Raw genomic sequence first — 23,398 nt, 5'->3', positions numbered from 1 at the left:
ATCGCTCCGAGCGAGAGCCCAACCACGCACAAATCGAACGCGCGCTTCATCGGGCCGACAGAACCATGAGCCATGGGGTCCGGTCAATACGGCGAGCGCGACCGCACGCGGCATACGACCGGCCGCGCGGACCCGGGCTATGCTCGGCGCGCCCCCGCGCCCGGAGCCGCCATGAGCACGCCCAGGTCCCAGGAGAAACTGCAAGAGAGCCTGAGCCTGGTGACTACCCTGCTCGAAAAGCAACGCGTCATCGAGACGCTGACCCACAAGCAGGAGAGCAAGAACAAAGAGCTCGTCGAGGCGCTGGTCCACCGGCAAAATCTCGCCCTGCTGCAGAGGAAGCTCAGGGATCTGCACCCGGCGGACCTCGCCCACATCATCGAGGTGCTCCCGCAGGCGGATCGCCTTGTGGTGTGGGCTGAGCTCGAGCCTTACCGCGCCGCACAGGTGCTGCTCGAGTCCTCGCGGTCGGTCCGCGACTGGCTCGTCGCGGAGACGGAGCGCCCTCGCCTCGTCGCGCTGCTCGGCCAGCTCGATCCAGACGATCTGGCGTACATCAGCGAGTCGGTCGATCCGGAGATCGTGGCGGAGGTGTACCAGTCGCTCGACGCGCGCGAGCAGTCGCTCTTCCAGTCGACGATCGCGTACCCGGACGGCTCGGTGGGCCACCTGATGAGCCCGGAGCTCGTCTCGGTGCGCGACGGCCGCGACATCGGCGGCGCGCTGGAGGACGTGCGCCGACGGGGCGAGCTGCCGCCGCACACCGAGGCGCTGTTCGTTGTCGACGCGCGCAACGTGCTCCGCGGCGCGCTGTCGCTCAAGGACCTGCTGCTCCGCGAGCCGCGCGCGCAGGTGAGCGCTGTCATGTCCACGGACGTGGTGAGCTTCACGCCCCAGGAGCGCGCGAGCGACGCGGCCAGGGCGTTCGAGCGTTACGACCTCATCGCCGCGCCGGTGGTGGACGAGCGCGGCAAGCTCGTCGGCCGGCTGACGGTGGATGTGATGATGGACTTCCTGCGGCGGCAAGCCCAGAGCGAAGCCCTCTTGCGCGCGGGCCTCGCGGGAGAGGAGGACTATTTCGCGCCCGCGTGGACGAGCGCGAAGAACCGCTGGCTCTGGCTCTTCGTCAACCTGCTCACGGCATTCCTGGCCTCGCGGGTCATCGGCATCTTCGAGAGCACCATTCAGGATCTCGTGGCGCTGGCGGCGCTGATGCCCATCGTGGCGAGCGTCGGCGGCAACACGGGCAATCAGACGGTGGCGCTCGTGATCCGCGGCCTCGCGCTCGACCGGCTCACGCGGGTGAACACGGGGCACCTCCTGAAGAAAGAGCTCTTCGTCGGCCTGATGAACGGCGCGGTCTGGGGCACGGTCGTGGGGCTCGCGGCCGCCGCCCTCTACGGCAGCGTCCCGCTCGGTCTGGTGATGGCCGCGGCCATCCTGCTGAACCTCGTGGTGGCGGCGATGGTCGGGTGCGCGGTGCCGCTCGCGCTCCAGCGCCTGGGCCGCGATCCGGCCCAGGGGTCGAGCGTCCTGCTCACGTTCACCACGGACAGCATGGGCTTCTTCATCTTCCTCGGGCTCGCCAGGGCGTTCCTTGTCTGAGCCTGCCCGCGCGCCGCGCGCTCGCGCTACGATCCCGGCATGGACGCCGCCCCCACCCCGCAACGGCCGCTCATCGCGATCCGGTATTGCCCCAAGTGCCGCTGGCTCACGCGCGCGGCCTGGCTCGCTCAGGAGCTGCTGATCACCTTCCCTGACGAGATCGACGTGCTCCTGTCGCCGGCCGAGAGCGGCATCTTCGACATCACGCTCGACGGCGCGCCGCTCTTCTCGCGCGCCGTCGAAGGGCGCTTCCCCGAGCCCAAGGAGCTCAAGCAGGCGATCCGCGACCGCGTCGCCCCGGAGCGCCCTCTCGGCCACTCCGATCGATGAGGCGCGCCTGGCGCGCTACAGCGGTTTCCGCCCGCCTCTGCGCCATGCAGAGCAGAGCGGCGGTCTAGATGTCGAAATCGAGGATGCTGTCCAGATCGGAGCCGCCTACGGCGGGCGTGCCATGGGGCGGCGACGCGACCCGCAGCCTCGGGGCCTCGAGCGCGACGCGCTGGCCGCCGGCGACGCTCTTCGTGAGGAACACCGAGCCGCCGACCACGCTCCCCTGCCCCAGCACCGTCTTGCCGCCGAGGACCGTGGCGTTCGCGTAGATGGTGACGTTGTCCTCCACGGTGGGGTGGCGCTTCAGGCCGCGCGCGCCCCGCGAGTGCTGCGGCAGGGACAGGGCGCCGAGCGTCACGCCCTGGTAGAGCTTGACGTGCTCGCCGATGTCGGTCGTCTCGCCGATCACGACGCCGGTGGCATGATCGATGAAGAAGCTGTCACCGATGTTGGCGCCTGGGTGGATGTCGGCGCCCGTCCTCGTGTGCGCCCACTCGCTCATGATCCGGGGCATGAGCGGCACGCCGAGCAGGTACAGCTCGTGCGCGACCCGGTGCACCGTCACGGCGAGGAGGCCTGGATAGGCCAGGATGATCTCGTCCATCGAGGCCGCCGCCGGATCGCCGTCGTAGGCCGCCTGCACGTCGAGCAGGAGGCGCCGCCGGACCTCCGGCAGACGGGAGATGAACACCCGCGCCACGTCGCGCCCCCGCTGCCGGCACCTCGGGACGTCGAGGCGGTCCGCGTCGACCGTCTCGTCCTGGAAGCACAGACAGCGCTCGATCTGCCGCTCCAGCTTGTCGCGCAGCGTCGAGACCAGGGTGCCCACGTGGTAGAGCAGGTCCTCGTCCGACAGGTCCTGCCGCCCGTGGTAGCCCGGGTAGAAGATCTGGAGCAGGAGATCGATGATCTCGGTGATCTCCTGGCGCGACGGGGTGAAGCGCTTGTTGATGTGATGCCCGCGCGCATCCGCCCGGTAGCTCGCGATCAGCGCGTCGACGATGCCGTGCAGGTCGGCCGACGCCTCGGAGGGGGCAGCATCACACTTCTTGCTCACGTCGACCTCACGAGGCCTTCATGGCCTCGACCTCGGAGAACATTCCTTCGAAGAGGGGCCCCGAGAGGTACCGCTCGCCGGCGTCCGGGAGGATGACCACGATGGTCTTTCCTTCCCACTTCGGATCCTTCGCGAGCCGGCCCGCCGCGACCATGGCCGCGCCGCAGGAGACGCCGCAGAGGATGCCCTCCTCGGACGCGAGGCGCCGCGACATGGCGATGGACTCGTCGTTCGAGACCGTCTCGACCTGGTCCACGAAGGAGAGGTCGAGGTTCTTCGGGACGAAGCCGGCGCCGATGCCCTGGATCTTGTGCGGGGACGGGGTGAGCGGCTGGCCGGCGAGCGTCTGCGAGATGACCGGCGAGTGGACCGGCTCCACCGCGACGGAGTGGAGGGCGCGGCCGCGGCCGCGCTCGAAGTAGCGGCTGACGCCGGTGATCGTGCCGCCGGTGCCCACGCCCGAGACGAGGACGTCGACGTTGCCGGCGGTGTCGTCCCAGATCTCGGGGCCGGTGGTGGTCTCGTGGATCGCGGGGTTCGCCGGGTTCTCGAACTGCCGCATCAGCACGTACCGGCTGGGATCGGAGGCGGCCAGCTCCTCGGCCTTGGCGATGGCGCCGTTCATCCCCTTGGGGCCCGGCGTCAGGAGCAGCTTGGCCCCGAGGGCGATGAGCACCTTGCGCCGCTCCATGCTCATCGTCTCGGGCATGCTGAGCACGCACTCGATCCCCCTCGAGGCGGCGGCGAAGGCCAGCGCGATGCCGGTGTTGCCGCTGGTCGCCTCGACGATCGCCTTGCCGGGGCCGAGCACGCCCCGCTGCTCGGCGTCCCAGACCATGGCCGCGCCGATGCGGCACTTGACCGAGTACGCCGGGTTGCGCGCCTCGATCTTCGCCAGCACCGTCGCGCGCGCGCCTTCGATCACGCGGCGGATGCGCACGAGCGGCGTGCGGCCGATGCTCTGGGTGTTGTCGTCGTAGACGCGGGGGTAGCTGGTCATGGGGGGCCCGTGCGGGTGAGTGGGGAGGAAAGAGGAGATCCAGAGGCGCCCCGCGCTGTCAAGGTCCACGTGCGCCGCGCCTGGGTCGCGCGGTATTTCCAGAGCGCAGCGGCGCGTCGTCCGTCGCTGACGTCGGGGCGACGCCTGTAGCGCCAGCTCGCCCGGCGGGCGCGCGCCGCGCTCAGCGCGCCCCCTCGTCGGTGAACCGTTGGACGTGCAACGGTCGACGGGCAGGGCCCGGCGAGGCACCCCGGCGCATGGAGGTCAGTCGGGCCATGAGCGGTGCGGTCGTGCGGTCGATGGCGCGAAGTCGATTACGCGCTCTGCGCGAAGTGCAGGAGCCAACCAGATCATCGTCGGAGGGCGGACTGGCCTGCTCCGGCAGGGCCTCGACCGCACCGCGCCGGGCGCTCGGGTGTCCCGAGTTCCCATGAGGCACAGGGGATGACGCAGCGCGACCAAGGTGGCGGTGAGAGCGGCCAATTCATGAGAGATTTTGCCGGAGCGCGTCATTCCTGATCTGCTGGCGCTCGAACATTCACGTCGTACCACGCCGTGCCACGTCAGAGCACCGGCGGCTCAGAGGTGCTCACGAGCGCTCACGAATCCCGGAACCACGGGGCTACTACGTGCGCGAGCAAGGTGCTTCCCTGGGCAATCGATGAACCACCATGGGACTACGTCGGACCAGGTCCACTTCCTTGACGCATGCGCATGCGAACCTATCATGTAGAATTTTAGCTCTTGCCATGAGTGGCATAGGCCTCGCATCATCGCTGACATGTTCCCCGCTGAGCCCCCTTGCGCGGAGGTCCAACTGCCGCATGACGAGGATGAGCCCACTTTAATTTTCCGTCGCCCACCGGCGTCGATTGGGGGCATGGCGATGCCGTTCGAATCGCCGGCTCCGATCATGGCATCTCCGACGCGGCGTTCCACGTCGCGCCTCATCGCCTTGAGCGCGGGTGCCGGCCTGGGCTTCGCGGCGGTGGTGGGCGGGCTCGTCTCGATGCAGCTCGGCGCGGCGGGCTTCGATCTCCGCTCGGCGCTCCAGCCTGCCGCGGCCGCCGCGGCCGTCCTGCGGTCGACGGGGGTGGCGGCGCGGGTCGAGGCGAAGGCCGAAGCGGCCGCGCCGATCCAGGCGCCGGCGGGAGCGGCGGCGCCGGCCCTCGCAGCCGCGGATCGGGCCGACGCGACGCTCGATCGAACGGCGGTGATCCCCATCCCTGACGGGATCATCACCCTCCCCGCGTCGTTCGCCTCGGCGGATGGGGCGTACGATCTGGTGATCCACTTCCACGGGGTCAACGACGTTGTGCAGGCGGGGTTCGATCGCGCCCGGCTCAACGCGGTTGTGATGATCATCAATCTGGGCATCAGCTCTGGCGCGTACGAGACCCAGTTCTCGATCCGCTCCTATCTACCGGCGTTGATGGCGAAGGCGCAGACGGCGCTCGAGGCCCGTGGGCTGCGCGGCGCCCGGCTCCGGCGCGTCGCGCTCTCGGCGTTCAGCGCCGGGTACGCCGCGGTTCGCGGGCTCCTGAACCAGCCGGGGTTCACCGACAAGGTGGACGCCGTGCTCCTCCTGGACGGCATCCACACCGGCTACATGCCGCTCGACCACAGCTTGGACATGGAGCGCCTCAAGCCGTTCAGCCGCTTCGCCGAGCTGGCGGCCGCCGGCAAGAAGATGATGTCGATCACCCATTCGGAGATCACCCCGAACGGCGATTACGCCGGCACCCACGAGAGCACGGACGCTCTCTTGAAGCTCACGGGCGCGCAGCGCTCCCCGGGCGCGGGCGCGGACGAGCAGGCGATCTACGACCTGACCGGAGCGGCGAGCGAGGCGAGGCTCCGGTTCGCCCCCCTGTCCGAGGCGCACAGGGGCGCGTTCCATGTCCGCGGCTATGCGGGCACCCAGAAGCCAGATCACGTGAGGCACCTCACCCGCATGGCGGAGACCGCGCTGCCTGATCTGGTGCGCCACTGGAGCGAGCCGCCCGCGCAATGACGCGGTTGCGTGTAGGGGCGCGCCAGCCGCCGGTACGGAGAAGCGTATTACGGAGACCGGGGCGTCTTCATTTGAGAATTCGTCGCGGTGCGGCCTTGGGCGTATAGATTGCGAGTGCCGGTGAGAAAGGCGGTCAGCGCATTTCGCTGATCTGCGATTGACCCTGGCTCCTGCGCTCGTCCTCTGCTAGCGCGCAGCGCGATGGGTCAACCGGACCTGTTCGCCAAGCGAACGTTCGCCGAAGAGACGGAGCGCCTCACTGGAGGTGCCATCACCTGGCAGGATCCACCGGAGATCCGGCTCGAGAAGGTGCAGTGTGATGGCCTGCTCCTGATCCACCGCCCGGCTCTCCTGGTGGAGCTGACCGCGCCTTGGCCCGAGGCGCGTGGCCACGAGGAGGTGATGGTCGAGCTGAAGCTCGCCGGGGATCACGTGGATCGGAAGGCGATAGAGCGGGCCCTCTTGCGGCGGCAGGCGAGGCAGCTGCAGCGGGTCGAGCAGGAGGAAGAGGCGCCGCCCTGGGTAGGCCACGAGCCGCTCTGGCTGGTCGCTCCTCACGTGCCGGAGTGGCTGCAACGGGTGTACGCGCCCACGCGCTTCGCGCCCGGCTGCTACAGCGTGGAGCCGCTCGGGCACTGGGTGCTGTGGGTCGCGGCGAACGAGCTCCCCCTGCGCGACGAGCTGATCGCTTTCCTGGTCGCCCGTTCCGGGCGAGCCCTCGACGAGTTCGGCCGGTGGGTAGCCGGACGCCGGCCCATCGAGTGGGTGCTGGCCATGCTAGAGTACCTGGCGATGTCAGCGACGACCCGAGAGGAGCTCCTGTGGAGGTTCGGCAAGGCCGAGGACCCAGAGGTGGAGGCCCGGCGGCAGCGCATCCTCGAGGTGCTGCTCGAAGCGAGCCCGCAGGTCCAGGAGCGGCTCATCGAGAAGGGCATCGAGAAAGGAATCGAGAAGGGCATCGGCAAGGGACGTCTGGTGGAGGCCCGCGCCGCCCTGCGCCGAGTGCTCGCTCGCCGGCAGCTCGCGCTGAGCGCGTTGGACGACGCTCGCATCGAGGCGTGCGTCGAGCTGGCGACCCTGGAGCGGTGGCACGACCAGGCCATCACCGCGACGACCGCCTCCGAGGCACTGCAGTAGCTCGGTCCGGCACCGGGCGTACCCCGCATCGCTCGCCCCTCACGGCAGCGTTTGACTTGTCCACGCCGTCCGGAACGACCATCCGACGATCACAGCGGCGGCGACGCGCAGCACCCGCGTTGCAGCGGTTGTACTATCGCCGATTTCCTCGAGTCCGTCCTTCCTTGATCTGAACCTACCCCCGCGGTCCTGCACACCTGTTCATTCCAGGCGCCGTGGCAGGCGTGTTGCGCGGGAGCCTGTGCGCCGGGATCCGAGGAGCTTTGCCGCGCAGAGCCGCGGTTGGCGCGCGACGGGTGAGGACGCGTGCGTGGCAGATCGCCGCATTCTGGGGCGCGCGTGTCGAGCTCAGCCGGCCGCGCAACGGCCTGGGAACGGGAAACCACCGGCAGGCGACGATGTCATTGCGGTATCGGAATTGCTTTTTCCACCAAAAGCGACGGTGGCATGATGATGGCCGGACAAAGACAGGCACAAGGCACGGCGCGGCGGACTCAAGCGGTGCGACAAGCAACCCTGACCGCCCGTCACAAACGCGGGGGAACGGCGGCCGACGTGGGCAGCCAGCGCTCGCCCGCGGCGACGGGAGAGGCGGACAGCACCGCAGCGATCCCGCGCCCGACGCTGACCTACGCGGATGCGCTCGAGGGCGCCCGGAAAGGGCCGTTCCCGGGCGAGATCGAGCCCCAGCTCGCGACGCTCGTCACCGGGCCACCCCCGGGCGAGGGGTGGCTCTACGAGGTCAAGCTCGATGGCTATCGCATGCTCGCGAAGCTCCGCGGGGGGCGCGTGACGCTCCTGACCCGCCGCGGCCAGGACTGGACCGAGCGGTTCGCTGGCGTGCGCGACGACCTCGCCCAGCTGCCTGCGCGGGAGGCCGTGCTGGACGGCGAGATCGTCGTCGTGAGGCCGGACGGCGTGACCGACTTCCAGGCCCTCCAGAACGCGCTCAGTGACGGGAATGGCAGGCGCGAGGGGCGCCTGATGTACTTCGTCTTCGACCTGCTCTACCTCGATGGCCGCGATCTCCGCGGGTGCACACAGGTCACCCGCAAGCGGGCGCTCGAGGCGCTGCTCGCGGAAGCGCCCGAGGAAGGGCACCTGCGCTACACGGAGCACGTCGCGGAGGACGGCTCCGCCGTCGTCCAGCACGCGTGCGAGCTCGGGATCGAGGGCGTCATCGCGAAGCGCCCGGAGGCTCCCTACCGGAGCGGGCGCGGCGACAGCTGGCTCAAGGTGAAGTGCGGCCGGCGCCAGGAGCTCGTGATCGTCGGCTTCACCGAGCCGTCCGGCGCCCGGAAAGGGCTGGGGGCGATCCTCGTCGGCGTGAACAGGTCAGGCAAGCTCGCCTACGCCGGCAAGGTCGGCACGGGCTTCACGAGCAAGACGCTGACGACCCTGCGCAGCCGCCTCGATCCGATCGTACGCGCCACGCCGGCCTGTTCAGGGGCACCGCGCATGCGGGGCGCGCGCTGGGTCGAGCCCCGGCTCGTCGCGGAGGTCCGCTTTTCCGAGTGGACGCGCGACGGACGGCTGCGACACCCCTCCTTCGAAGGGCTCCGCGAGGACCGCACCCCGGAGTCCGTCACCGTCGAGCGCGAACAGCCGCCGCCGCAATCGCCGCCCGGCGAGGCGGCGGGCGCGGCGCCAAGCAGAGCGGCCGGCGCGGCGCCGAGGAAAGCCGCGAGCACGACGGGGGGCAAGGCCCCGCGCGGGGGCCGGAGCAGCCGCGGCGCGGAGCGGGTAGAAGTCGCCGGGGTGCCGCTGACGAACCCCGACAAGGTGCTCTATCCCGCGCAGGGGATCACGAAGCTCGCGCTGGCCCGGTATTACGAGCAGATCGCCGAGCACATGCTGACCCACGCCGAGAAGCGGCTGCTCACGCTGGTCCGCTGCCCCGCAGGCCAGGGCAAGCCATGCTTCTTTCAAAGGCACGAGGCCGAGGGGCTGTCCGAGGCGATCCAGCGGATGGCCGTCCAGGAGGACGACGGCGAGCGCACCTATCTTTATATCAAGACCACCGAAGGGCTCGTGTCGCTCGTCCAGATGGGGGCGCTCGAGGTGCACCTCTGGGGGAGCCGCGTGGACCGGATCGAGCAGCCCGACAGGATGGTGTTCGACCTCGATCCAGCGCCGGATCTCGCCTGGGAGCGCGTGGCGGACGCGGCGAGGACGACGCGGCGCCTCCTTTCGTCGCTGGGGCTACAGAGCTTCGTCAAGACGACCGGCGGCAAAGGCCTGCACGTCGTGGTCCCGATAGCGCCACGCAGGGGCTGGGACGAGGTGAAGGCGTTCACGAAGGCCGTGGCCGACGCGCTCGTGCGCTCCGATCCGGCGCGGTACACCGCGACGATGTCGAAGGCGAAGCGCGCCGGCAAGGTCTTCGTCGACTACCTGCGGAACGGGCGCGGCGCCACCGCGGTGGCGCCCTACTCGACGCGGGCGCGCCCCGGCGCGGCCGTCGCGACCCCGCTCTCGTGGGACGAGCTCGACGCGCCGCTCGATCCCGCCTCGTTCACCATCGACACCGTGCCGCAGCGCCTCGCCACGATCCGGGACCCATGGGCAGAGCTCACGAGCGTGCGCCAGTCGATCACCAGCGCGATGCTGAAACAGGTCGAGCTCTGACCTTCTTCCCGACGCCCCCGACAAACTCAGGAGCCGGTGAGCTCACCGAAGAAGAACGACACCAGCGACACCGGGAATGGCTCTCACTGACGTTCCGTTCAGCATGGTCGTAATGACGCAGAAGGGCGGCGTGCGCTTGGTTGACGGTGCTGCGCGCGCGCTGCATCGTCCTCTGGATCGACCATGGCCAAGGATCGGGACTCCAGCGCCCTTTCGGAAATTGCAGAGCGACTCCACCAGCAGTTCGACGGTGAACCGCTGCGGGTCGAGTTCCTGGCGCGCGGCATCGACGCGCTCACCCAGGTCGCGGAGCGGCTCGATCAGAGCGAGCTTGGCGAGGTGGTCGCGTCGCCCAGCAACGCAGACGCGCTGGTGACAGCGCTCACGCAGCCGAGCGCCGTCGGCCTCTTTTCCGCTGCAGATCCGCTCATGCCGGCCCGCCTCCGCGGCCTGCAGGCGAGGGACGCGCTCCTCGCGGCCGAAGGGGGCACGCTCACCGCCGAGGAGGTCGGCGAGGGGTTGCACCTCCCGCCCCAGGCGATCGAAGCGCGGCGCGCCGCAGGAAGGCTGCTGGCCGTGAGCATCGGCGCTCGTGGTCACCTCTACCCCGCATGGCAGTTCGCGGACGAGGGCCTGCTGCCGGGGATGGAAGAGATCCTGGCCCTCCTCGAAGAGCACCCTCCGCTGGCGAAGGTCCGCTTCTTCCTCTCCGGCAATCTCCGCCTCGACGGCGAGCGGCCGCTCGACTGGCTCCGCCGCGGCGAGCTGGACCCCGTGCGGCTCGCCGCGCGCACCTTCGGTGAGCAAGGCGCGGCCTGAGAACGCGCCGCGATGACGACGACGCTCGGGGCGCATCCGGACCCGCCCCTCGACCTCGCGACGTCGCCGCTCCCCATCGCGATCTACCGGCGGAGCTGGTTCCGGATCCACTGGCTCACGCGTGAACCGCTACACTTCGGTCGCTCGGGCGACAACCGCTTCGACGCGCCGGACGGCGAGTTCGGCGTGCTGTACGCCGGCAAGGACGCGCGCTGCGCCTTCATCGAGGTGTTCGGCCACGCGACCGGCGTGCGCTTCGTGGAGCAGAGCGAGCTCGCCGCGCGGGGGCTCGCGCGCATCGCGCCGCGGCGGCCGCTGCGGCTCGTGAACCTCACGGGAGAGGGGCTGGCGCGCCTCGGGGCCGACGCCCGCCTGACCTCGGGGGAGTCCTATCGGGCCGCCCACCGCTGGGCGCGCGCGATCCACGACCACCCGAGGCGACCCGACGGCATCGCGTACGTCGCGCGCCACGATCCGACCCGCGTCTGCGCCGCCCTCTTCGAGCGCGTCAGCGCGGAGCTCGAGGTGATCCGGCTCGGCTCCCTCGCGGATCCGGCGCACGCGGCGCTCCTCGCCAGGCTCCTTGATACCTACAAGTTCGGGCTCGTCTGAGCCTGGACGAGCGGACGGCGGCGCGGCGGCGCGGCGGCGCCACGGCCGACGACGCCCCGCCGAGCGCGATGGCGGCGCAGGGCGCGCGTGCGGGCTCCGCGCGCGCGCGCCGGCACAACCGGTGCTTCTCCTCGAAGCAGGCGCGCCGCCGCGGCGCCGCGATGGGCGGAGATCGCGGGACGCGCGGCCGAGAGGCGGGGGTCCGATGAAAATCAAGAATCTGCGGCTGGAAACAGGCTATCTCGTGGAGCCCATCCCGCTCCAGAAGGGGATTTCGGTTCATCAGATCCAGATCATCTCGGTGGGCGAACAGGGGTCGTCTCGGGTCCGGATCTCGCTCGATCCCAACCGCTGCACGGTGGACAGCTTCGGCGAGGCCAAGGCGTGCACGCGGGTGGCGCCGGTCCAGATCGAGGCGGACGTGGAGCTCCTCGAGGAGTGCGACGAAAAGCAGCTGCTCGCCCTCAAGTTCGAGGGGGGCAACGGGCCAGCGGTCCGGCTCGCGCTCCTGCCCCTGTGCGGCACGGGCAAGGAGGCCATCGTCGCGCGGCTCCTGATCTTCGGGGAGACCGGGGAGATCCTGGCCATCGTGCCGATGCAAGGATCGTCGGCCGGCTGCCTGATGGCGTGAGCGAGCCCGGCGCGGCACCGCCGCGCCGGGCGCCCTGCCGACCTCAGGGACCGGGACAGGGGCGGAACACGAGGCCGTACTCGATCCGCACCTGGATGTCGGTCGTGTCGTTGGTCAACACCCCGGAGCTCGACGGCGCGAGCCGGTTCGTGACATAGAGGCTCGTCTTGATGTTGAGCGGCCGCACGGTGCCGCACTCGGACCAGACCGTGGTCGTGAAGTTGTCCGTGCGCGAGAAGTTGCTCGTGAACGGCCCGATCATGCTCCACGTGAGCGGCCCCGAGGTGAGCGGCGATCCCGAGAAATAATACGATGTCTCATGGAGCCCCTGGACGCCGCCCTCCAGGTCGGCGAACCCCCGGTACGTGGCGTCGAAGACCGCGACTTGCCACCCCGGATCGAACCGGAGATCCACGGCCAGCTGGCAGAACGCGCGGTTCGAGGCGCGGCCGATGCCCGGGCCGGCGTGCGCCTCGAACTGGTCGAAGATGACTGTCAGCGCCTTCTGATCAGGCGAGATCACCCCCGCGGCGGAGCCGACAGGGCAGCCGCTGCCAGCATAGGTGAAGTTCGCGATCCGCGTATTCTGCGCCAGCGCAGGATAGGCGAAGAAAAACACCGAACAAAAGCCGAACGCCCATCGCAGGAACATCGTCCCCCCCTTTCGCCGTCAGGCGACATCACGTCGCCGTGCGTCGTCGCCGGCGCGCGCGTCACCGCTGTCGCACGCCGGTCGACATGTCGTGACGAGCATGCGATCCCCGCGCGCTCCGCGCAACTCGAGCGGGGCACCATCGCCCGGCGCGGCGCCGCAAGACTGGCCGGAATCCATCGAATGATGTGAGGTCTGTGGGGCTCACGGACATTCAACCAGAGCCGGAGTGCAGGTCAAGCAGACGAAACGAAGGAGGCCTGTCACGGCGGCGCGGCGACGCGGAACACCGGGACGAGATTCACACGCTCGTCCCAGGACGGATGGCGTTTGTAGAAGAAATCGAGGCGGGCCTTCGCGTCCTTCGCAAAGACAGGATCGCGCAGGCGCGCATTGAACTCGTTGCGCAGCGCAGGATCCGCGGCGAGCATGCGGCGCGCCTCCTCCTCGGCGACGTAGGCTTCCATGTACTCCTTGCGCTCGAAGGAGGCGTTGAAGAAGCCCCAGGCGACGAGGGAGTCGGGCGCGAGCGGCTCGAGGAGGTGCAGGACGAGGGGCGCCCGCGGCTGCGCGATGGGAACGAACAGCGAGCCGGCCGGAAGATCCTGCCGCTCGGGCCGGAAGGCGCCCTGGAGCTTCACGCGCGTGCGACCCTCGAAGGGCCGCTCGAACGTCACCGCGTCGGCCCGGAACGCCTCGACGGCGAAGCCGGGGCGAGCCTCGGGGAGGATCTGGTAACGCACGCCGTGCAGGCGCAGCTTGTCGGCCACCCAGGTCGCGTGCGCCGCCGGGATGACGTAGCCGGCCTCGGGCGCGGTGACCGTCAGGTCCGGCTGGATGCGGTCGAACAGCGGCACGCGCCAGATCTCCGGGCGGGACTCGTCGTAACGGGTCCACGTGCCGCCCGAGATCTCCGAGGCGCGCTTCTCGTAAGCGAAGCCGTGGAACGGGAAGATGCGCGAGACCGGCCCCGCGCGGTGCGTGAGGGCGAAGGGGACGCCGGCGAGGCGCGCGCTCGCGGCGTCCGCGCGCTCGGCCGCGGCGCGGAGGGCGCCCGCGCCGGAACCGGAGGAGACGCGCTCGAAGAGCGCCGCGAGGAGGTCGTGGACCGCGCGCACGCGCTCGGCGTGGGTGGCCCAGCTGTGCGTCTCGACGAGCACGCCGATGCGGTTGCGGGCGGCGCTGTAGGACTGGGAGAAGCGCGGCGGCCCCGGCTCGGTGGAGATCCCCGACGAGGGGTCGTCGTCCTCGCGGAAGGCCGGGTAGAACGGGAGCGGCAGGTGACCGAGCGCGGAGAGGCGCGCCTGGAGCTCCCCCGAGAGGGCGCGCGCCGCGGCGTCGAGCCCGCCGGGGTGAGGCACCGAGGGCTCCACGACCACCGCGATGTCGTGCTGGAACTTCGCGCCGTCCGTCGTGTGCAGGTCGACCTGGACCACGGGATCCCAGGCGTCGAGGAGCGCCAGCATCGCCCGCATCTCGGGCGCCTCGGCCTTCATTGTATCGCGGTTCAGGTTGAGGTTCTGCGCGGTGGCGCGGAAGCCCATCTCCTCGGGGCCGCGCTGGTTGGGCCGCTGGTTTCGACGGAACCGCTCGTGGCCGTCGACGTTGAACACCGGCACGAACACCGCCGTGGCCGCCGCGAGGGCGCCAGGCGCCATCGCGCCGTCGAGCAGCTCGCGGAGCGCCCAGAAGCCGCCGTCCTTGCCGTCGATCTCGCCGGCGTGGATGCCGCCCTGGAACAGGATCACCGGGCGCCGCTTCGCGCGCGCCGCCGCGGGGTCGAGCGTGCCGTCGTCGGAGGCGGCGATCGCGAGCAGGGGCCTGCCCTCGGGCGTCGTGCCGAAACGGACGCAGCGGGCGCGGCCCGGATAGGCCTGCTCGAAGTCGCGGCATAACCGCTCGACCTCGGCATAACGACCGGTGCGCCGGAAGCCGGTCCGCTCGGCCTCGGTGACGAGCGACGGCGCCTCGGGCCGCGCAGACGGCGCTGGCCCGCCGCCGGCCGGCGCGCCGCGCGCCGGGGCCTGGCGGGGCGCGAGCAGCGCGGCCAGCGCGATCCCGAGGGCGGCGGTGGGATGAAGGCGCGCGGGGCGGGGGTGAGACATCGCGGGAGTCGAGCAAATTCCGCGGAGAGCGGCAAGGCGTGCTCCCTCACGCCGGAGGGAGGTAAGCTGCGCCGAGGATGAGCGCGCTCCCTTCCCGCTCTCGCCGTGTGCTGGCCCTCGGGGCGGTGTTTCTCGGCGGTGCGCTGCTGACCCCGCTCGGCATTGCCTCCCTGCGCCGCGCCCGGGCGGAGCGGGTCGATGCGCAGGCGGGGGATCCAGCAGCGGCGACGTCCAGCTCCGCCGGCGCCGCGACGGCGCTCTCGGACGCAGGGGCGGGCCTGGAAGGCGGCGAGGCCAGCTCACCGGCGGACGGCGGCGGGGCCGGCGTCGCGGAGGGCGGCGGGGACGCGGGCGGCGCGCGGTTCGAGCTGCCCGCGTGGTCCGCCGCGTCGCGCGCGGCCACCTACGGAGGGCTCTCGGCGGACGCTTGCGACAGGGAGATGAGGGCCCGCGGGATCCCGCACGCCCCGGCGCGCGGCGCTCCACTGGTCGACCGGCCGATCAGGCTCACCGGAGCGCTGCATGGGGTCACCTTCCGCGGCGACGGCGTGGCGAAGCCGAGGTCCGCCTCCCCGTTCGACATCGCCGATTGCCGGCTGGCCCTCGCGCTCGACGAGCTCGCCGCCTTCCTCGCGACGCGCGGGATCGTCGAGGTTGTGCACTTCAGCATGCACCGGCCCGGTCCAGCAGGCGCCGTCGCGCCGACGAAGGCGGCCGCGAAGCCGCCGGCAGGCAAGAAGGCCCCGAAGGCCGCCGGCAAGGCGGCGAAGCCGGGCGAGCGCGCAGCGAAGAAGCCGGCGGCGCCCGGGCGCCCCAACCAGCACGCCCTCGGGCTCGCCATCGACGTGGCCGCCTTCGTGAAGGCCGACGGGACTCGACTCGACGTGAAGGCCGACTGGCTCGGCGCCATCGGCGCGCCGCCCTGCGGCCCCGGGTCGGAGCCGAAGGCGCCCAGCCCCCACGCCCTCGAGCTGCGGGAGATCGTCTGTTCCATTTCGACGAGCGGGCTGTTCAACGTCGTCCTCACGCCCAACGCGAACGATGCGCACGCGGACCACTTCCATTTCGATATCAAGCGAGGCGCGCGCTACTTTCTGCTGGAGTGAGCGCGCGTCACCGCACGGTGTCGCTCCGCGCCCACGCCGCCCTGGGCCGAGCGCAACGTGCCGGCGCCTGGCGTGACCGAAGAGAGGTTCTGCACCGATCTCGATGAGCTACGGACTCGCTGGCTCATCGACCCTCTCGCCAAGCCTGCGTTTTATCCAAGCTGGAGCACCTCGACGTACTCTGATCGCCCCGTCTGCTTCACGTACAAATTCGGGCGCAAGGACGATTGTGGACTTGGTTGGTCGAAACGCGGCAGGATCGGAGCGTGGTCCAGCATCTGGCCCGGCATACCATCCGATCTCTCCGCTTGGGAGCTTTCGTCCGATGATGAGGCCGTCACCGTCGCTCGGCCAATCGTCGGGCTTATGGATGCCGATCGTTCCATCCGCCTCTTGAACGATCACAGCCTCGGGTAGGCTGTCCAGACGACCGTGATAGCTCCTGATCTCTTCGGCGATGATCTCTTGGACGGTCGGTTCGACGTTGGAAGCTGGAGGCTCGGGCTCGGGGGTCTCGGGAACGCTGGACGGCGCGGCCTCTGGTTCCGCCGTGTCGATGGCCATGCAGAGTTCCAGTTGTGCCCTGGTCGCGGCCAAGGCGCTTCGTTCGGCCTTGCACTCATCGTCGGCAGGCGTCGCGCCCGGAGAGGTGGGTGACCCGCTAGCATCCGCTGCGACACCTGGCGCATCGTGGGGTACGGCGCGTCCGAGGAAGACGCCAAGGATGCCAGTCCCGGCAATGATGACGAACCCGAAGGCGCGAGAACTTGTCATGGCGCATTCTCACTGCGGCGGCTTCGGCGGTTGCTCGATCTTTCCGCCGAACATGAACTGCACGCCAGGGCTCGCAGGCTTTCCGTTGATTGTGATCGTCCCATCCGGTTCACGCTTCCAGATGGGTCGCGGAGGGATCGGAGGATCCCAGTGGCGGAATGCGTCGGGATCTGTGCGTGGTCCGGCGTCTGGCCCGGCATACCATCCGAGCCGCCCGCTGGGCAACTTGCGCGCGACGATGTACCCATCTCCGTCATCCGGCCATTCGTCAGGTTTGTAGACACCGGTTCTCCCATCATAGTGCTGGACGATCACGGCCTCGGAATAGCTGTCCAAGAGCCGGCGATTCCGACGGATCTCTTCGACCTTCGACATGCGCTGGTCGAAGGGCTGGGATTCCGGAGGATCAGCCTCGGATGGCTTGGCAACGCCAGATGGCTCGGCCTCGGGAACCCGCGAACGAAGAGCCATGCAGAGCTCCAGTTGTGCCCTGGTCGAGGCGAGAACGGCGCCTTCCGCCCTACAGCCACGGCCGGGAGATGCCGCAGTCGAACTCGGGGACGACGGGATCGGAAACGCTTGTGCGCCTGGCGCGTCGCGCTTAGAGACCCATCCAATGAAGGCGCCAGCGACACCGGCGATGAGCGCGAACACAAGGCAGCTGCGAGTTATCATCGCGCCTCTCGCTACCACGCGCAGCCTGGGGGCACGGGCCGACAAGCCGCGTGATCTTGATCCGGCCACTCCCGGGGAATGATGCCCATGTCGCATGGAGTCAGCCAGTTGTTCGGATCTGGCGCAGGGCACACCTGTATCCCGTCGGCCGCCAAATCCTCGGCGCCAATGAGTACCTCCTCCATGAACAGGAGCGTCAACTCGTCAGCACCGACGCCGTTACACGCGGGCGTGAACATAAGTTGGTCCGTTGCGTAGCAAAACACGACGCAGTTGATCGGAGGGTCCGTATAACAAAATGGCTTGGAAAAATCTTGACTGGACTGCGTTTCTTGACTGTTTTGTGAGCTATCAGGAGCGCATTTCGACGTCTTTGCTCCAATGGAGCAAAGGGCAAACATCAACGCGATACACCTCGAAGCATGCGAAGCGAACCGTCTCATGCGAATTTCCTCTGGGTCAAGCTCACGCCTCGCCTCTCGCGGCAGGTTCGGTGACGAGCGGCAACATTGGGCCCCGCGGCGCGCGTAGAAACAGCATTCGCTCTCACAAAAGAGCAAGCCCGCCGCCGTATCTCTTCCCGATGCGGCGAGACTCTTCTCACCAGAGCGCGGCGTCAATGAGTAGCCAAGCGTACAGATTCTGTCCGTGCGCTAGTCTAGTGGGGAGCGGCCGGCCAGGGCATCGGGCGCATCACCGAGGCGACAAGGCGGCAAAGGGCAGCAGCGGCATGCCGGGCCAGGGCGGATGCCCGGCAGCGGCCCGATCCACGTCCCAGCACGGCGTACGCCGGCGCTGCAAAACCCACACTGGACGCGAAGCACGCTTCGCGGCGCCCCCTCCCCCGGGCTCCCCATCCCAGCTGTGCAATCTGGACAGACGCGGCACTTCGTGCGAACTCTTGATGAAGAACATGTCGGTCACGTGTCGCAGCCATGTTCGTGTCCTTTCTGCTGGCGAGGTCCACTGGCAAGAGTGGACCCCCTCCCGGAACGGCGGCGCGGACCAGCGCCCCGTGGTCCTGGTACACGGCCTGTCCGATAGCTGTCGGACGTGGAACCGCCTCGCCCCCGCGCTCGCGGCGGCGGGGCGCCGGGTCGTCGCGCTCGACCTGCCCGGCCATGGCGACTCGGCTCGGCCCGACGCGCCCTATACGGTCGCGTGGTACGCGGGCGTGGTCGCTGAATGGATCCGTGCCCTCCGGCTCGGCGATTTCGATCTGGTGGGGCACTCGTTCGGCGGCAGCATTGCAATGTGCGTGGCCACCGAGCGGCCAGGGCGCATCCACCGCGTCGGGCTGGTCGCCGCAGGCGGCATCGGGACCGAGGTCGCGCTGCCGCTGCGCCTCGCCGCCGTGACCGGGCTGATCGAGCTCGCCGCGCCGGTGCTCATGGGCGTCGGCACGCACGCGGGCGTGCTGGTGCTTGGCGGCGATTTCAACGCGGAAGAGCGCAGGCACCTCGCCAGGATGAACGCGCGGCCCGGCACGGCGCGCGCCCTGTCGCGCACGCTCCGCCACGCGATCGATCTGCGCGGACAGCGCCATCACCTCATGGACATCGCTCATCGGCTCCCGGAGATTCCGCCGCTCGCCGTCTACTGGGGCGAGCGCGACCAGGTGATCCCGGCGCGCCACGCGACGGACATCGAACGTTACATCGAAGGCGCGGCCGTGCGGCGCTTCGCCAAGGCGGGGCACTACCCGCACCGGGAAGCGGTGAGCGAGCTCGCCCCCGATCTCCTCCGGTTCCTCGACGAGCCGCGGCCCGCGCCGCGCCTGCGCACCGGGGCGCGCGCCCCGCGCGCATCCGCCGCGGCAGCCCGCTCACCGCAGGCCAGCGCCCGCTGGCAGCCCTGGCCGGACGCCGCGGTCAGGCGCTGGGCGCGGAGCTCGCTGTCTCCGCTGATGCGGCAGACACCGCAGCAGGACACCGGCGACTCGGCATCTCCCGCCGACCTCGGGAGCCGCCCGCCGCCGGTTCCCTGCTAGCAAACACTCGCGCCGCGTTCTCCGACATCCGAACGTGGTCGTGGTCGTTCACGGCTTACCGTTGACGACCACGACCACGACCACGACCACGACCACGTTAACGACCACGACCACGTTGGTGACCGATGGTGGGGGCGCGCGCTTCGGGCACTGGACGCGATTGTCGGCCGCGCGCCACCCCTTCCCTGTTGACGCCGTGCCCCCCGGTGCGGTTCTCTCGGGCGCCGGTGCAACTCGAATGTGAGACCTGCGGCGCGTCGCTGCGCGTTGAAGCGGACCAGCGTACCGCGGTGTGCCCCTACTGCGCGTCGCCCTCGGTGGTGGAGCGGCCGCCCTCCCACGATCGGCCGTCGCCGCACTTCGTCGTCGGGTTCACCACGACCCGGGAGAGCGCGCAGGGCGCGGTCAAGGCGTGGCTGGGAAAGCGGAGCTTCTTCGTGCAGTCCAGCGTCAAGACGGCGACGATCGACGCGATCCGCGGCGTCTACACGCCCGCCTACCTGTACTCGGCGATGGCGCAGACGCGCTACGCGGCGCAGATCGGCGAGGACTACCAGGAAACCGAGACGTACACGACGACCGACGACAAGGGGAACAGCGTCACCCGGACACGCGTCGTCACAAGGACCGAGCACCGGCACCTCGAAGGCCAGCACGCGACCTACGTCATGGACGTGCTCGTCGTGGCGTCTCGCGCCGTCCCGAACGCCGAGCTCGAGGCGATCGAGCCGTTCGACCTCCGCACGATGCGGCGCTACACGCCCGCGGTGCTCAGCGGCTGGATCGCCGAGGAGCCGACGATGACCCAGGCCGAGTGCTACGGCCTCGCGCGGCGGGAGGCGCTGGAGAAGATCGGCCGCGACCTCTCGGGCTTCATGCCCGGAGACAGCCACCACGGCCTGACGCACGAGACGCACCTCGACCGCGAGACGCTGGAGCTGCTCTATGTGCCCCTCTGGGTGCTCGCCATCCGGCACGACCCGCAGAAGCCGCCCTTCCGGGTCCTCATCAACGGCCAGACCGGCGCGATCCACGGCAAGGCCCCCATCTCCTGGATCAAGATCGCCCTCGCCGTCGTGCTCGTGATCGCGCTGATCGCGGCGCCGTTCCTCCTCGCCGCGGCGCGCGACCGGGGCCGCGATCCAGCCGAACGACGCGGCGCCGCGCGGCCGCCCGCCCCCGCCGCCGCCCCCGCGCCGACCGAGCGCGTCCGCCCCGGAAGCAGCCCCGCACCGACCGGAGGGGCGCGATGAGCGCGAGCATGGACGTCGCCTCGGCCACCACGAGCGCCACGGGGCCGTGCTGCGCGCGCTGCCAGGGGCCGCTGGAGCCGGGGGACCTGCGCTGCGCCGTCTGCGGCCTCGCCGCGCCGCAGGGCCGCACCCCGGCCCCGCAGGCGGTGCAGGTGCTGCGGTGCACCGAGTGCGGCGCCGCGGTCGCGTACTCGGCCGAGGCGCAGGCGCCGAAGTGCCGGTTCTGCGGCGCCGTCACGCGGCTCGAGCAGCCGGTCGACCCGATCGATCAGGCCGACTGGCTGCTCCCGTTCGGGGTGCCCCCCGATCAGGCCGATCAGGCGCTGCGCCAGTGGATGTCGACGCTCGGCTTCTTCCGGCCGTCGGATCTCTCGCGCGCGGCGACCGTCGAGGGGCTGCGCCCGATCTGGTGGGCGGGCTGGCTCGTCAGCGCGGACGCCGTGGTGAGCTGGACGGCAGACTCGAACGCCGGCGCCCGGCTGAGCAGCTGGGCCCCGCACGCCGGACAGACGCAGCTGCCGTTCCGGAACCTGCTCCTGTCCGCCTCACGCGGGCTCTCGCTCGACGAGGCCCAGGAGCTCGCGCCGTGCTTCCGGCTCGACCTGGCGGTGCCCGCCGCGCACCGGACACAGCAGCAGCTCGGCCCGCCCGACGCGGTGCTGGAGCAGTTCGACGCGCAGCGCTCGGCGGCGCGGAAGATCGTCAGCGAGCGGATCGCCGCCAGCGCGGAGGACGCCCTGACGCGAGGCGTGATCCCGGGGTCCACGTTCCGCAACGTGCACGTGGCGGTGCTCTTGCACGCGCTCGAGACGCGCCGGCTGGCGCTGCCATCGTACGTGCTCGCCTACCGCTACAAGGGGCGCAGCTACCGCGCCGTCGTCCACGGCCAGGACGCGAGCCACGTCACAGGCACGGCGCCCATCGCGTGGGGCAAGGTGGCGCTGGTGGTCGCCGGCGCGCTCGCGCTCGTCGTGCTCGTGATCGGGGCGCTCGTGCTCGCCCGCGCAGCGTAGCTTCGCCCGCCCTCGGTCCTCTCCCCTTCCCCCCTCCCCCTCCCCGCTCCCCCAGATCGAGCGCTGCGCGGGCGCGGCGGGCCGCGCCTGCCGCTGTGGCGGAATGCCGCGAGCGCACGCTCGGTGCGGCACAGAAGAGCCATGATCCGCGCCCTCCACCGCCCGCCCGGCCATGGTCCGGATCTCGCACTGAGGCCGGAGCTCGATGGAGGAAACCATGGAAACTGGATCGCGGGAGAAGCTGCTGGAGATCCTCAAGAAGTTCCGGACTGCCATGCTCGTCACGCACGCCAGCCAGGGGGCGCTGCGGGCGCGTCCGATGGCGCTCATGAAGGTCGACAGCGACACCGGAGACGTCTGGTTCATGACGAGCATCGACTCGGGCAAGGTCGATGAGATCGAGTCGCAGCCCGAGGTGAATGTGACCCTCCAGGAGGGGCGCCGCTTCCTGTCGCTGTCGGGCCGCGCCTCGATCGTGCGGAGTCGGACGAAGATCGATGCGCTGTGGTCGGAGGAGGCCAAGGTGTTCTTCCCGCAGGGCAAGGACGATCCCTCCCTCGCGCTCATCCACGTGAGCCCGCGCGAGGGCGAGTACTGGGACAACGAAGGCGCGGCCGGGCTCAGGTTCCTCGTCGAGGCCGTCAAGGCGTACGTCACCGGGACGACGCCGAAGACCGACGCCGCCCAGCACGGCTCGGTGCCGCTGAACGGCGGGCAAGCCGGCGATGCCCGGGTGTCCGCGCGATAGCGATCCACGCCGTCGCGCCGTGGATCGGGGCGGGATGGAGCGTGGCGCATCCCTTGCTCCTCTCGGGACTGCGCCGCGCTCCGCTCCACCGGAGCGGAGGTGACGCGAGAACCCGTCAGCAACGAGGTTGGGCATGGGGATCTTCACGATGTCTCGTCGAGCTCAGATGGTCGTGGTCGCGGCGGCGGCGGTCGTCGTCATCGTCGGGCTGCGCTACGCGGAGCCGTTCCTCGTGCCGGTGCTGTTCGGCGTCGCGCTGGCGGCGATCTCGTCGCCCATCGCGACCTGGGTGACCCGCCGCGGGCTGCCCGCGGCCCTCGGCGCGCTGGCCGCGCTCGTGGTCGATCTGGCGATCCTGGTCTTCGTCGGGGCGGTGGTCACCATCGCCGGGGTGGAGCTGGAGGAGAAGGTGCCGGTCTACCTGGTCCGGATGTCCTCGATGACCGAGGCGCTCGCCATGACGCTCACGGAGCGCGGCTTCCCGGTGAACCCGGAGTTCCTCTCGCGCACGCTGCACACGGCGTCCCTGGTCCCCCTCCTCGGCGGGGCCGCGGTCACGGTCGCCAGCGCGGCGTCGAGCCTCGGGGTGGTGCTCCTCGTCGTGTTCTTCGCCCTCTGCGAGGGCGCCGGCGCGGGCGCGAAGGTGCGGCGGCTGCTCTCGACCCCTGCGCGCGGGCTCGAGCACGTCGATCGCATCGTCCGGGAGGTGAAGAAGTATCTCGTTGTGAAGACGCTGACGAGCCTGCTCGTCGCCGTCCTCGCCTATGTGCTCCTGGTCCTCCTGGGCGTGGACCTGGCGCTCCTCCTGGCGTCGAGCCTGTTCGTCCTGCACTTCATCCCCAACATCGGCGCGGCGGTCGCGACGATCCCGGCCGTGCTCGCCGCGCTGGCAAGCCAGGGCCCCGGCACCGCGGCCATCGTCGCCATCGGGTACCTGCTGATCAACCTGCTGGTGGGCAACGTGCTCGAGCCGCGCGTGCTCGGGCGGACCCTGGGCCTGTCGCCGCTCGCCGTCCTGATCGGCATGCTCTTCTGGGGCTGGCTCTGGGGGCCGGCGGGCGCGCTCCTGTCGGTGCCCATCATGATGGTCGCGAAGATCACGCTGGAGAACGTGGAAGGGCTCTCGTGGGTCGCGCGCATCATGGAGCCCGCGCCCGAGGAGCCAGAGACAGCGCCCGTCAGCGGCGAGCCGGCGCCAAGCTCGCTGCTGCGTCCGAGCGTCGCGGGGGCGCGGAGATCCGGGTAGCGA

Annotated in this window: 20 protein-coding genes; 14 read left to right on the top strand and 6 right to left on the bottom strand. The window is 70.4% G+C overall.

Going from position 1 to position 23,398, the window contains the following annotated elements:
* The first annotated feature begins 171 nt into the window (after nucleotides 1–171).
* Both mgtE and WMF46_RS19310 read left to right on the top strand, forming a co-directional pair.
* Entirely contained in the window at nucleotides 172–1,605 is a 1,434-nt protein-coding gene (gene mgtE, locus WMF46_RS19315; RefSeq protein WP_437986954.1) for a magnesium transporter, read from the top strand.
* A gap of 39 nt (nucleotides 1,606–1,644) precedes the next feature.
* Nucleotides 1,645–1,935 carry a SelT/SelW/SelH family protein gene (locus WMF46_RS19310; protein WP_437986953.1) on the top strand — a complete coding sequence of 97 codons (291 nt, stop codon included), beginning with the start codon at nucleotides 1,645–1,647 and terminating at the stop codon, nucleotides 1,933–1,935.
* Nucleotides 1,936–1,999: 64 nt separating this feature from the next.
* Here WMF46_RS19310 and WMF46_RS19305 read toward each other — a convergent pair whose 3' ends face one another.
* Entirely contained in the window at nucleotides 2,000–2,992 is a 993-nt protein-coding gene (locus WMF46_RS19305; protein WP_437986952.1) for a serine O-acetyltransferase, read from the bottom strand.
* Between the two features lie 7 nt (nucleotides 2,993–2,999).
* On the bottom strand, nucleotides 3,000–3,992 hold the full coding sequence (gene cysK / locus WMF46_RS19300; RefSeq protein ID WP_437986951.1) for a cysteine synthase A: 993 nt from the start codon (nucleotides 3,990–3,992) through the stop codon (nucleotides 3,000–3,002).
* A gap of 913 nt (nucleotides 3,993–4,905) precedes the next feature.
* Here cysK and WMF46_RS19295 point away from each other — a divergent pair.
* From WMF46_RS19295 to WMF46_RS19270, 6 genes are all read left to right on the top strand, one after another.
* On the top strand, nucleotides 4,906–6,006 hold the full coding sequence (locus tag WMF46_RS19295) for a hypothetical protein (RefSeq protein ID WP_437986950.1): 1,101 nt from the start codon (nucleotides 4,906–4,908) through the stop codon (nucleotides 6,004–6,006).
* Nucleotides 6,007–6,207: 201 nt separating this feature from the next.
* Nucleotides 6,208–7,143: a hypothetical protein gene (locus WMF46_RS19290; RefSeq protein WP_437986949.1), complete on the top strand. Its 936-nt coding sequence runs from the start codon at nucleotides 6,208–6,210 to the stop codon at nucleotides 7,141–7,143.
* Nucleotides 7,144–7,698: 555 nt separating this feature from the next.
* A complete protein-coding gene (ligD, locus tag WMF46_RS19285; RefSeq protein ID WP_437986948.1) occupies nucleotides 7,699–9,771 on the top strand; it encodes a DNA ligase D in 2,073 nt (690 codons plus the stop codon).
* 183 nt (nucleotides 9,772–9,954) lie between these two features.
* Complete coding sequence (locus WMF46_RS19280) at nucleotides 9,955–10,590, top strand: hypothetical protein (RefSeq protein ID WP_437986947.1); 636 nt, start codon at nucleotides 9,955–9,957, stop codon at nucleotides 10,588–10,590.
* A 12-nt stretch (nucleotides 10,591–10,602) separates the two neighbouring features.
* Nucleotides 10,603–11,202, top strand: a complete 600-nt coding sequence (locus WMF46_RS19275) for an RES family NAD+ phosphorylase (protein WP_437986946.1) — start codon at nucleotides 10,603–10,605, stop codon at nucleotides 11,200–11,202.
* A 205-nt stretch (nucleotides 11,203–11,407) separates the two neighbouring features.
* Complete coding sequence (locus WMF46_RS19270; protein ID WP_437986945.1) at nucleotides 11,408–11,833, top strand: hypothetical protein; 426 nt, start codon at nucleotides 11,408–11,410, stop codon at nucleotides 11,831–11,833.
* Nucleotides 11,834–11,876: 43 nt separating this feature from the next.
* Here the strand turns inward: WMF46_RS19270 and WMF46_RS19265 are convergent, their stop codons facing one another.
* Together WMF46_RS19265 and WMF46_RS19260 are read right to left on the bottom strand one after the other, a co-directional pair.
* Nucleotides 11,877–12,485: a DUF4360 domain-containing protein gene (locus WMF46_RS19265; RefSeq protein ID WP_437986944.1), complete on the bottom strand. Its 609-nt coding sequence runs from the start codon at nucleotides 12,483–12,485 to the stop codon at nucleotides 11,877–11,879.
* 263 nt (nucleotides 12,486–12,748) lie between these two features.
* The gene (locus tag WMF46_RS19260) at nucleotides 12,749–14,590 is read right to left on the bottom strand and encodes a M14 family zinc carboxypeptidase (RefSeq protein ID WP_437986943.1); all 1,842 of its coding nucleotides are present in this window, start codon (nucleotides 14,588–14,590) and stop codon (nucleotides 12,749–12,751) included.
* Nucleotides 14,591–14,667: 77 nt separating this feature from the next.
* On the opposite strand from WMF46_RS19260, the gene WMF46_RS19255 reads away from it, so the two are divergent.
* Nucleotides 14,668–15,696: an extensin family protein gene (locus WMF46_RS19255; RefSeq protein WP_437986942.1), complete on the top strand. Its 1,029-nt coding sequence runs from the start codon at nucleotides 14,668–14,670 to the stop codon at nucleotides 15,694–15,696.
* A 108-nt stretch (nucleotides 15,697–15,804) separates the two neighbouring features.
* On the opposite strand, the gene WMF46_RS19250 is transcribed toward WMF46_RS19255, so the two are convergent.
* Entirely contained in the window at nucleotides 15,805–16,260 is a 456-nt protein-coding gene (locus tag WMF46_RS19250) for a hypothetical protein (protein WP_437986941.1), read from the bottom strand.
* Between the two features lie 219 nt (nucleotides 16,261–16,479).
* Nucleotides 16,480–16,941 (bottom strand): hypothetical protein, encoded by a 462-nt coding sequence (locus WMF46_RS19245; RefSeq protein WP_437986940.1) that lies wholly within the window; start codon nucleotides 16,939–16,941, stop codon nucleotides 16,480–16,482.
* 1,117 nt (nucleotides 16,942–18,058) lie between these two features.
* Here WMF46_RS19245 and WMF46_RS19240 point away from each other — a divergent pair.
* The 5 genes from WMF46_RS19240 (at nucleotide 18,059) to WMF46_RS19220 (ending at nucleotide 23,395) form a co-directional block, all read left to right on the top strand.
* Entirely contained in the window at nucleotides 18,059–19,135 is a 1,077-nt protein-coding gene (locus WMF46_RS19240; RefSeq protein WP_437986939.1) for an alpha/beta fold hydrolase, read from the top strand.
* A 188-nt stretch (nucleotides 19,136–19,323) separates the two neighbouring features.
* Nucleotides 19,324–20,388: a hypothetical protein gene (locus WMF46_RS19235; RefSeq protein ID WP_437978555.1), complete on the top strand. Its 1,065-nt coding sequence runs from the start codon at nucleotides 19,324–19,326 to the stop codon at nucleotides 20,386–20,388.
* An 8-nt stretch (nucleotides 20,389–20,396) separates the two neighbouring features.
* Nucleotides 20,397–21,401 (top strand): zinc ribbon domain-containing protein, encoded by a 1,005-nt coding sequence (locus tag WMF46_RS19230; RefSeq protein WP_437986938.1) that lies wholly within the window; start codon nucleotides 20,397–20,399, stop codon nucleotides 21,399–21,401.
* A 217-nt stretch (nucleotides 21,402–21,618) separates the two neighbouring features.
* Nucleotides 21,619–22,149 (top strand): pyridoxamine 5'-phosphate oxidase family protein, encoded by a 531-nt coding sequence (locus tag WMF46_RS19225; RefSeq protein WP_437553743.1) that lies wholly within the window; start codon nucleotides 21,619–21,621, stop codon nucleotides 22,147–22,149.
* A 148-nt stretch (nucleotides 22,150–22,297) separates the two neighbouring features.
* A complete protein-coding gene (locus WMF46_RS19220; RefSeq protein ID WP_437986937.1) occupies nucleotides 22,298–23,395 on the top strand; it encodes an AI-2E family transporter in 1,098 nt (365 codons plus the stop codon).
* Nucleotides 23,396–23,398: the final 3 nt, after the last annotated feature.

The organism is Sorangium sp. So ce117 (assembly GCF_051524395.1).
In the GTDB taxonomy this organism is placed as follows: Bacteria; Myxococcota_A; Polyangia; order Polyangiales; family Polyangiaceae; genus Sorangium; species Sorangium cellulosum_B.
The sequence above is the reverse complement of the archived record's forward strand: the minus strand, read 5'-3'. Positions and strand labels throughout refer to the sequence as shown.

Excerpts from the sequence above, each read along its gene's own strand:
- mgtE (WP_437986954.1), top strand. The coding sequence starts at position 172 with ATGAGCACGCCCAGGTCCCAGGAGAAACTGCAAGAGAGCCTGAGCCTG.
- WMF46_RS19310 (WP_437986953.1), top strand. The coding sequence starts at position 1,645 with ATGGACGCCGCCCCCACCCCGCAACGGCCGCTCATCGCGATCCGGTAT.
- cysK (WP_437986951.1), bottom strand. The coding sequence starts at position 3,992 with ATGACCAGCTACCCCCGCGTCTACGACGACAACACCCAGAGCATCGGC.
- WMF46_RS19295 (WP_437986950.1), top strand. The coding sequence starts at position 4,906 with ATGGCATCTCCGACGCGGCGTTCCACGTCGCGCCTCATCGCCTTGAGC.
- WMF46_RS19290 (WP_437986949.1), top strand. The coding sequence starts at position 6,208 with ATGGGTCAACCGGACCTGTTCGCCAAGCGAACGTTCGCCGAAGAGACG.
- WMF46_RS19280 (WP_437986947.1), top strand. The coding sequence starts at position 9,955 with ATGGCCAAGGATCGGGACTCCAGCGCCCTTTCGGAAATTGCAGAGCGA.
- WMF46_RS19275 (WP_437986946.1), top strand. The coding sequence starts at position 10,603 with ATGACGACGACGCTCGGGGCGCATCCGGACCCGCCCCTCGACCTCGCG.
- WMF46_RS19270 (WP_437986945.1), top strand. The coding sequence starts at position 11,408 with ATGAAAATCAAGAATCTGCGGCTGGAAACAGGCTATCTCGTGGAGCCC.
- WMF46_RS19265 (WP_437986944.1), bottom strand. The coding sequence starts at position 12,485 with ATGTTCCTGCGATGGGCGTTCGGCTTTTGTTCGGTGTTTTTCTTCGCC.
- WMF46_RS19260 (WP_437986943.1), bottom strand. The coding sequence starts at position 14,590 with ATGTCTCACCCCCGCCCCGCGCGCCTTCATCCCACCGCCGCCCTCGGG.
- WMF46_RS19255 (WP_437986942.1), top strand. The coding sequence starts at position 14,668 with ATGAGCGCGCTCCCTTCCCGCTCTCGCCGTGTGCTGGCCCTCGGGGCG.
- WMF46_RS19250 (WP_437986941.1), bottom strand. The coding sequence starts at position 16,260 with ATGGCCATCGACACGGCGGAACCAGAGGCCGCGCCGTCCAGCGTTCCC.
- WMF46_RS19245 (WP_437986940.1), bottom strand. The coding sequence starts at position 16,941 with ATGGCTCTTCGTTCGCGGGTTCCCGAGGCCGAGCCATCTGGCGTTGCC.
- WMF46_RS19240 (WP_437986939.1), top strand. The coding sequence starts at position 18,059 with ATGTCGGTCACGTGTCGCAGCCATGTTCGTGTCCTTTCTGCTGGCGAG.
- WMF46_RS19230 (WP_437986938.1), top strand. The coding sequence starts at position 20,397 with ATGGACGTCGCCTCGGCCACCACGAGCGCCACGGGGCCGTGCTGCGCG.
- WMF46_RS19225 (WP_437553743.1), top strand. The coding sequence starts at position 21,619 with ATGGAAACTGGATCGCGGGAGAAGCTGCTGGAGATCCTCAAGAAGTTC.
- WMF46_RS19220 (WP_437986937.1), top strand. The coding sequence starts at position 22,298 with ATGTCTCGTCGAGCTCAGATGGTCGTGGTCGCGGCGGCGGCGGTCGTC.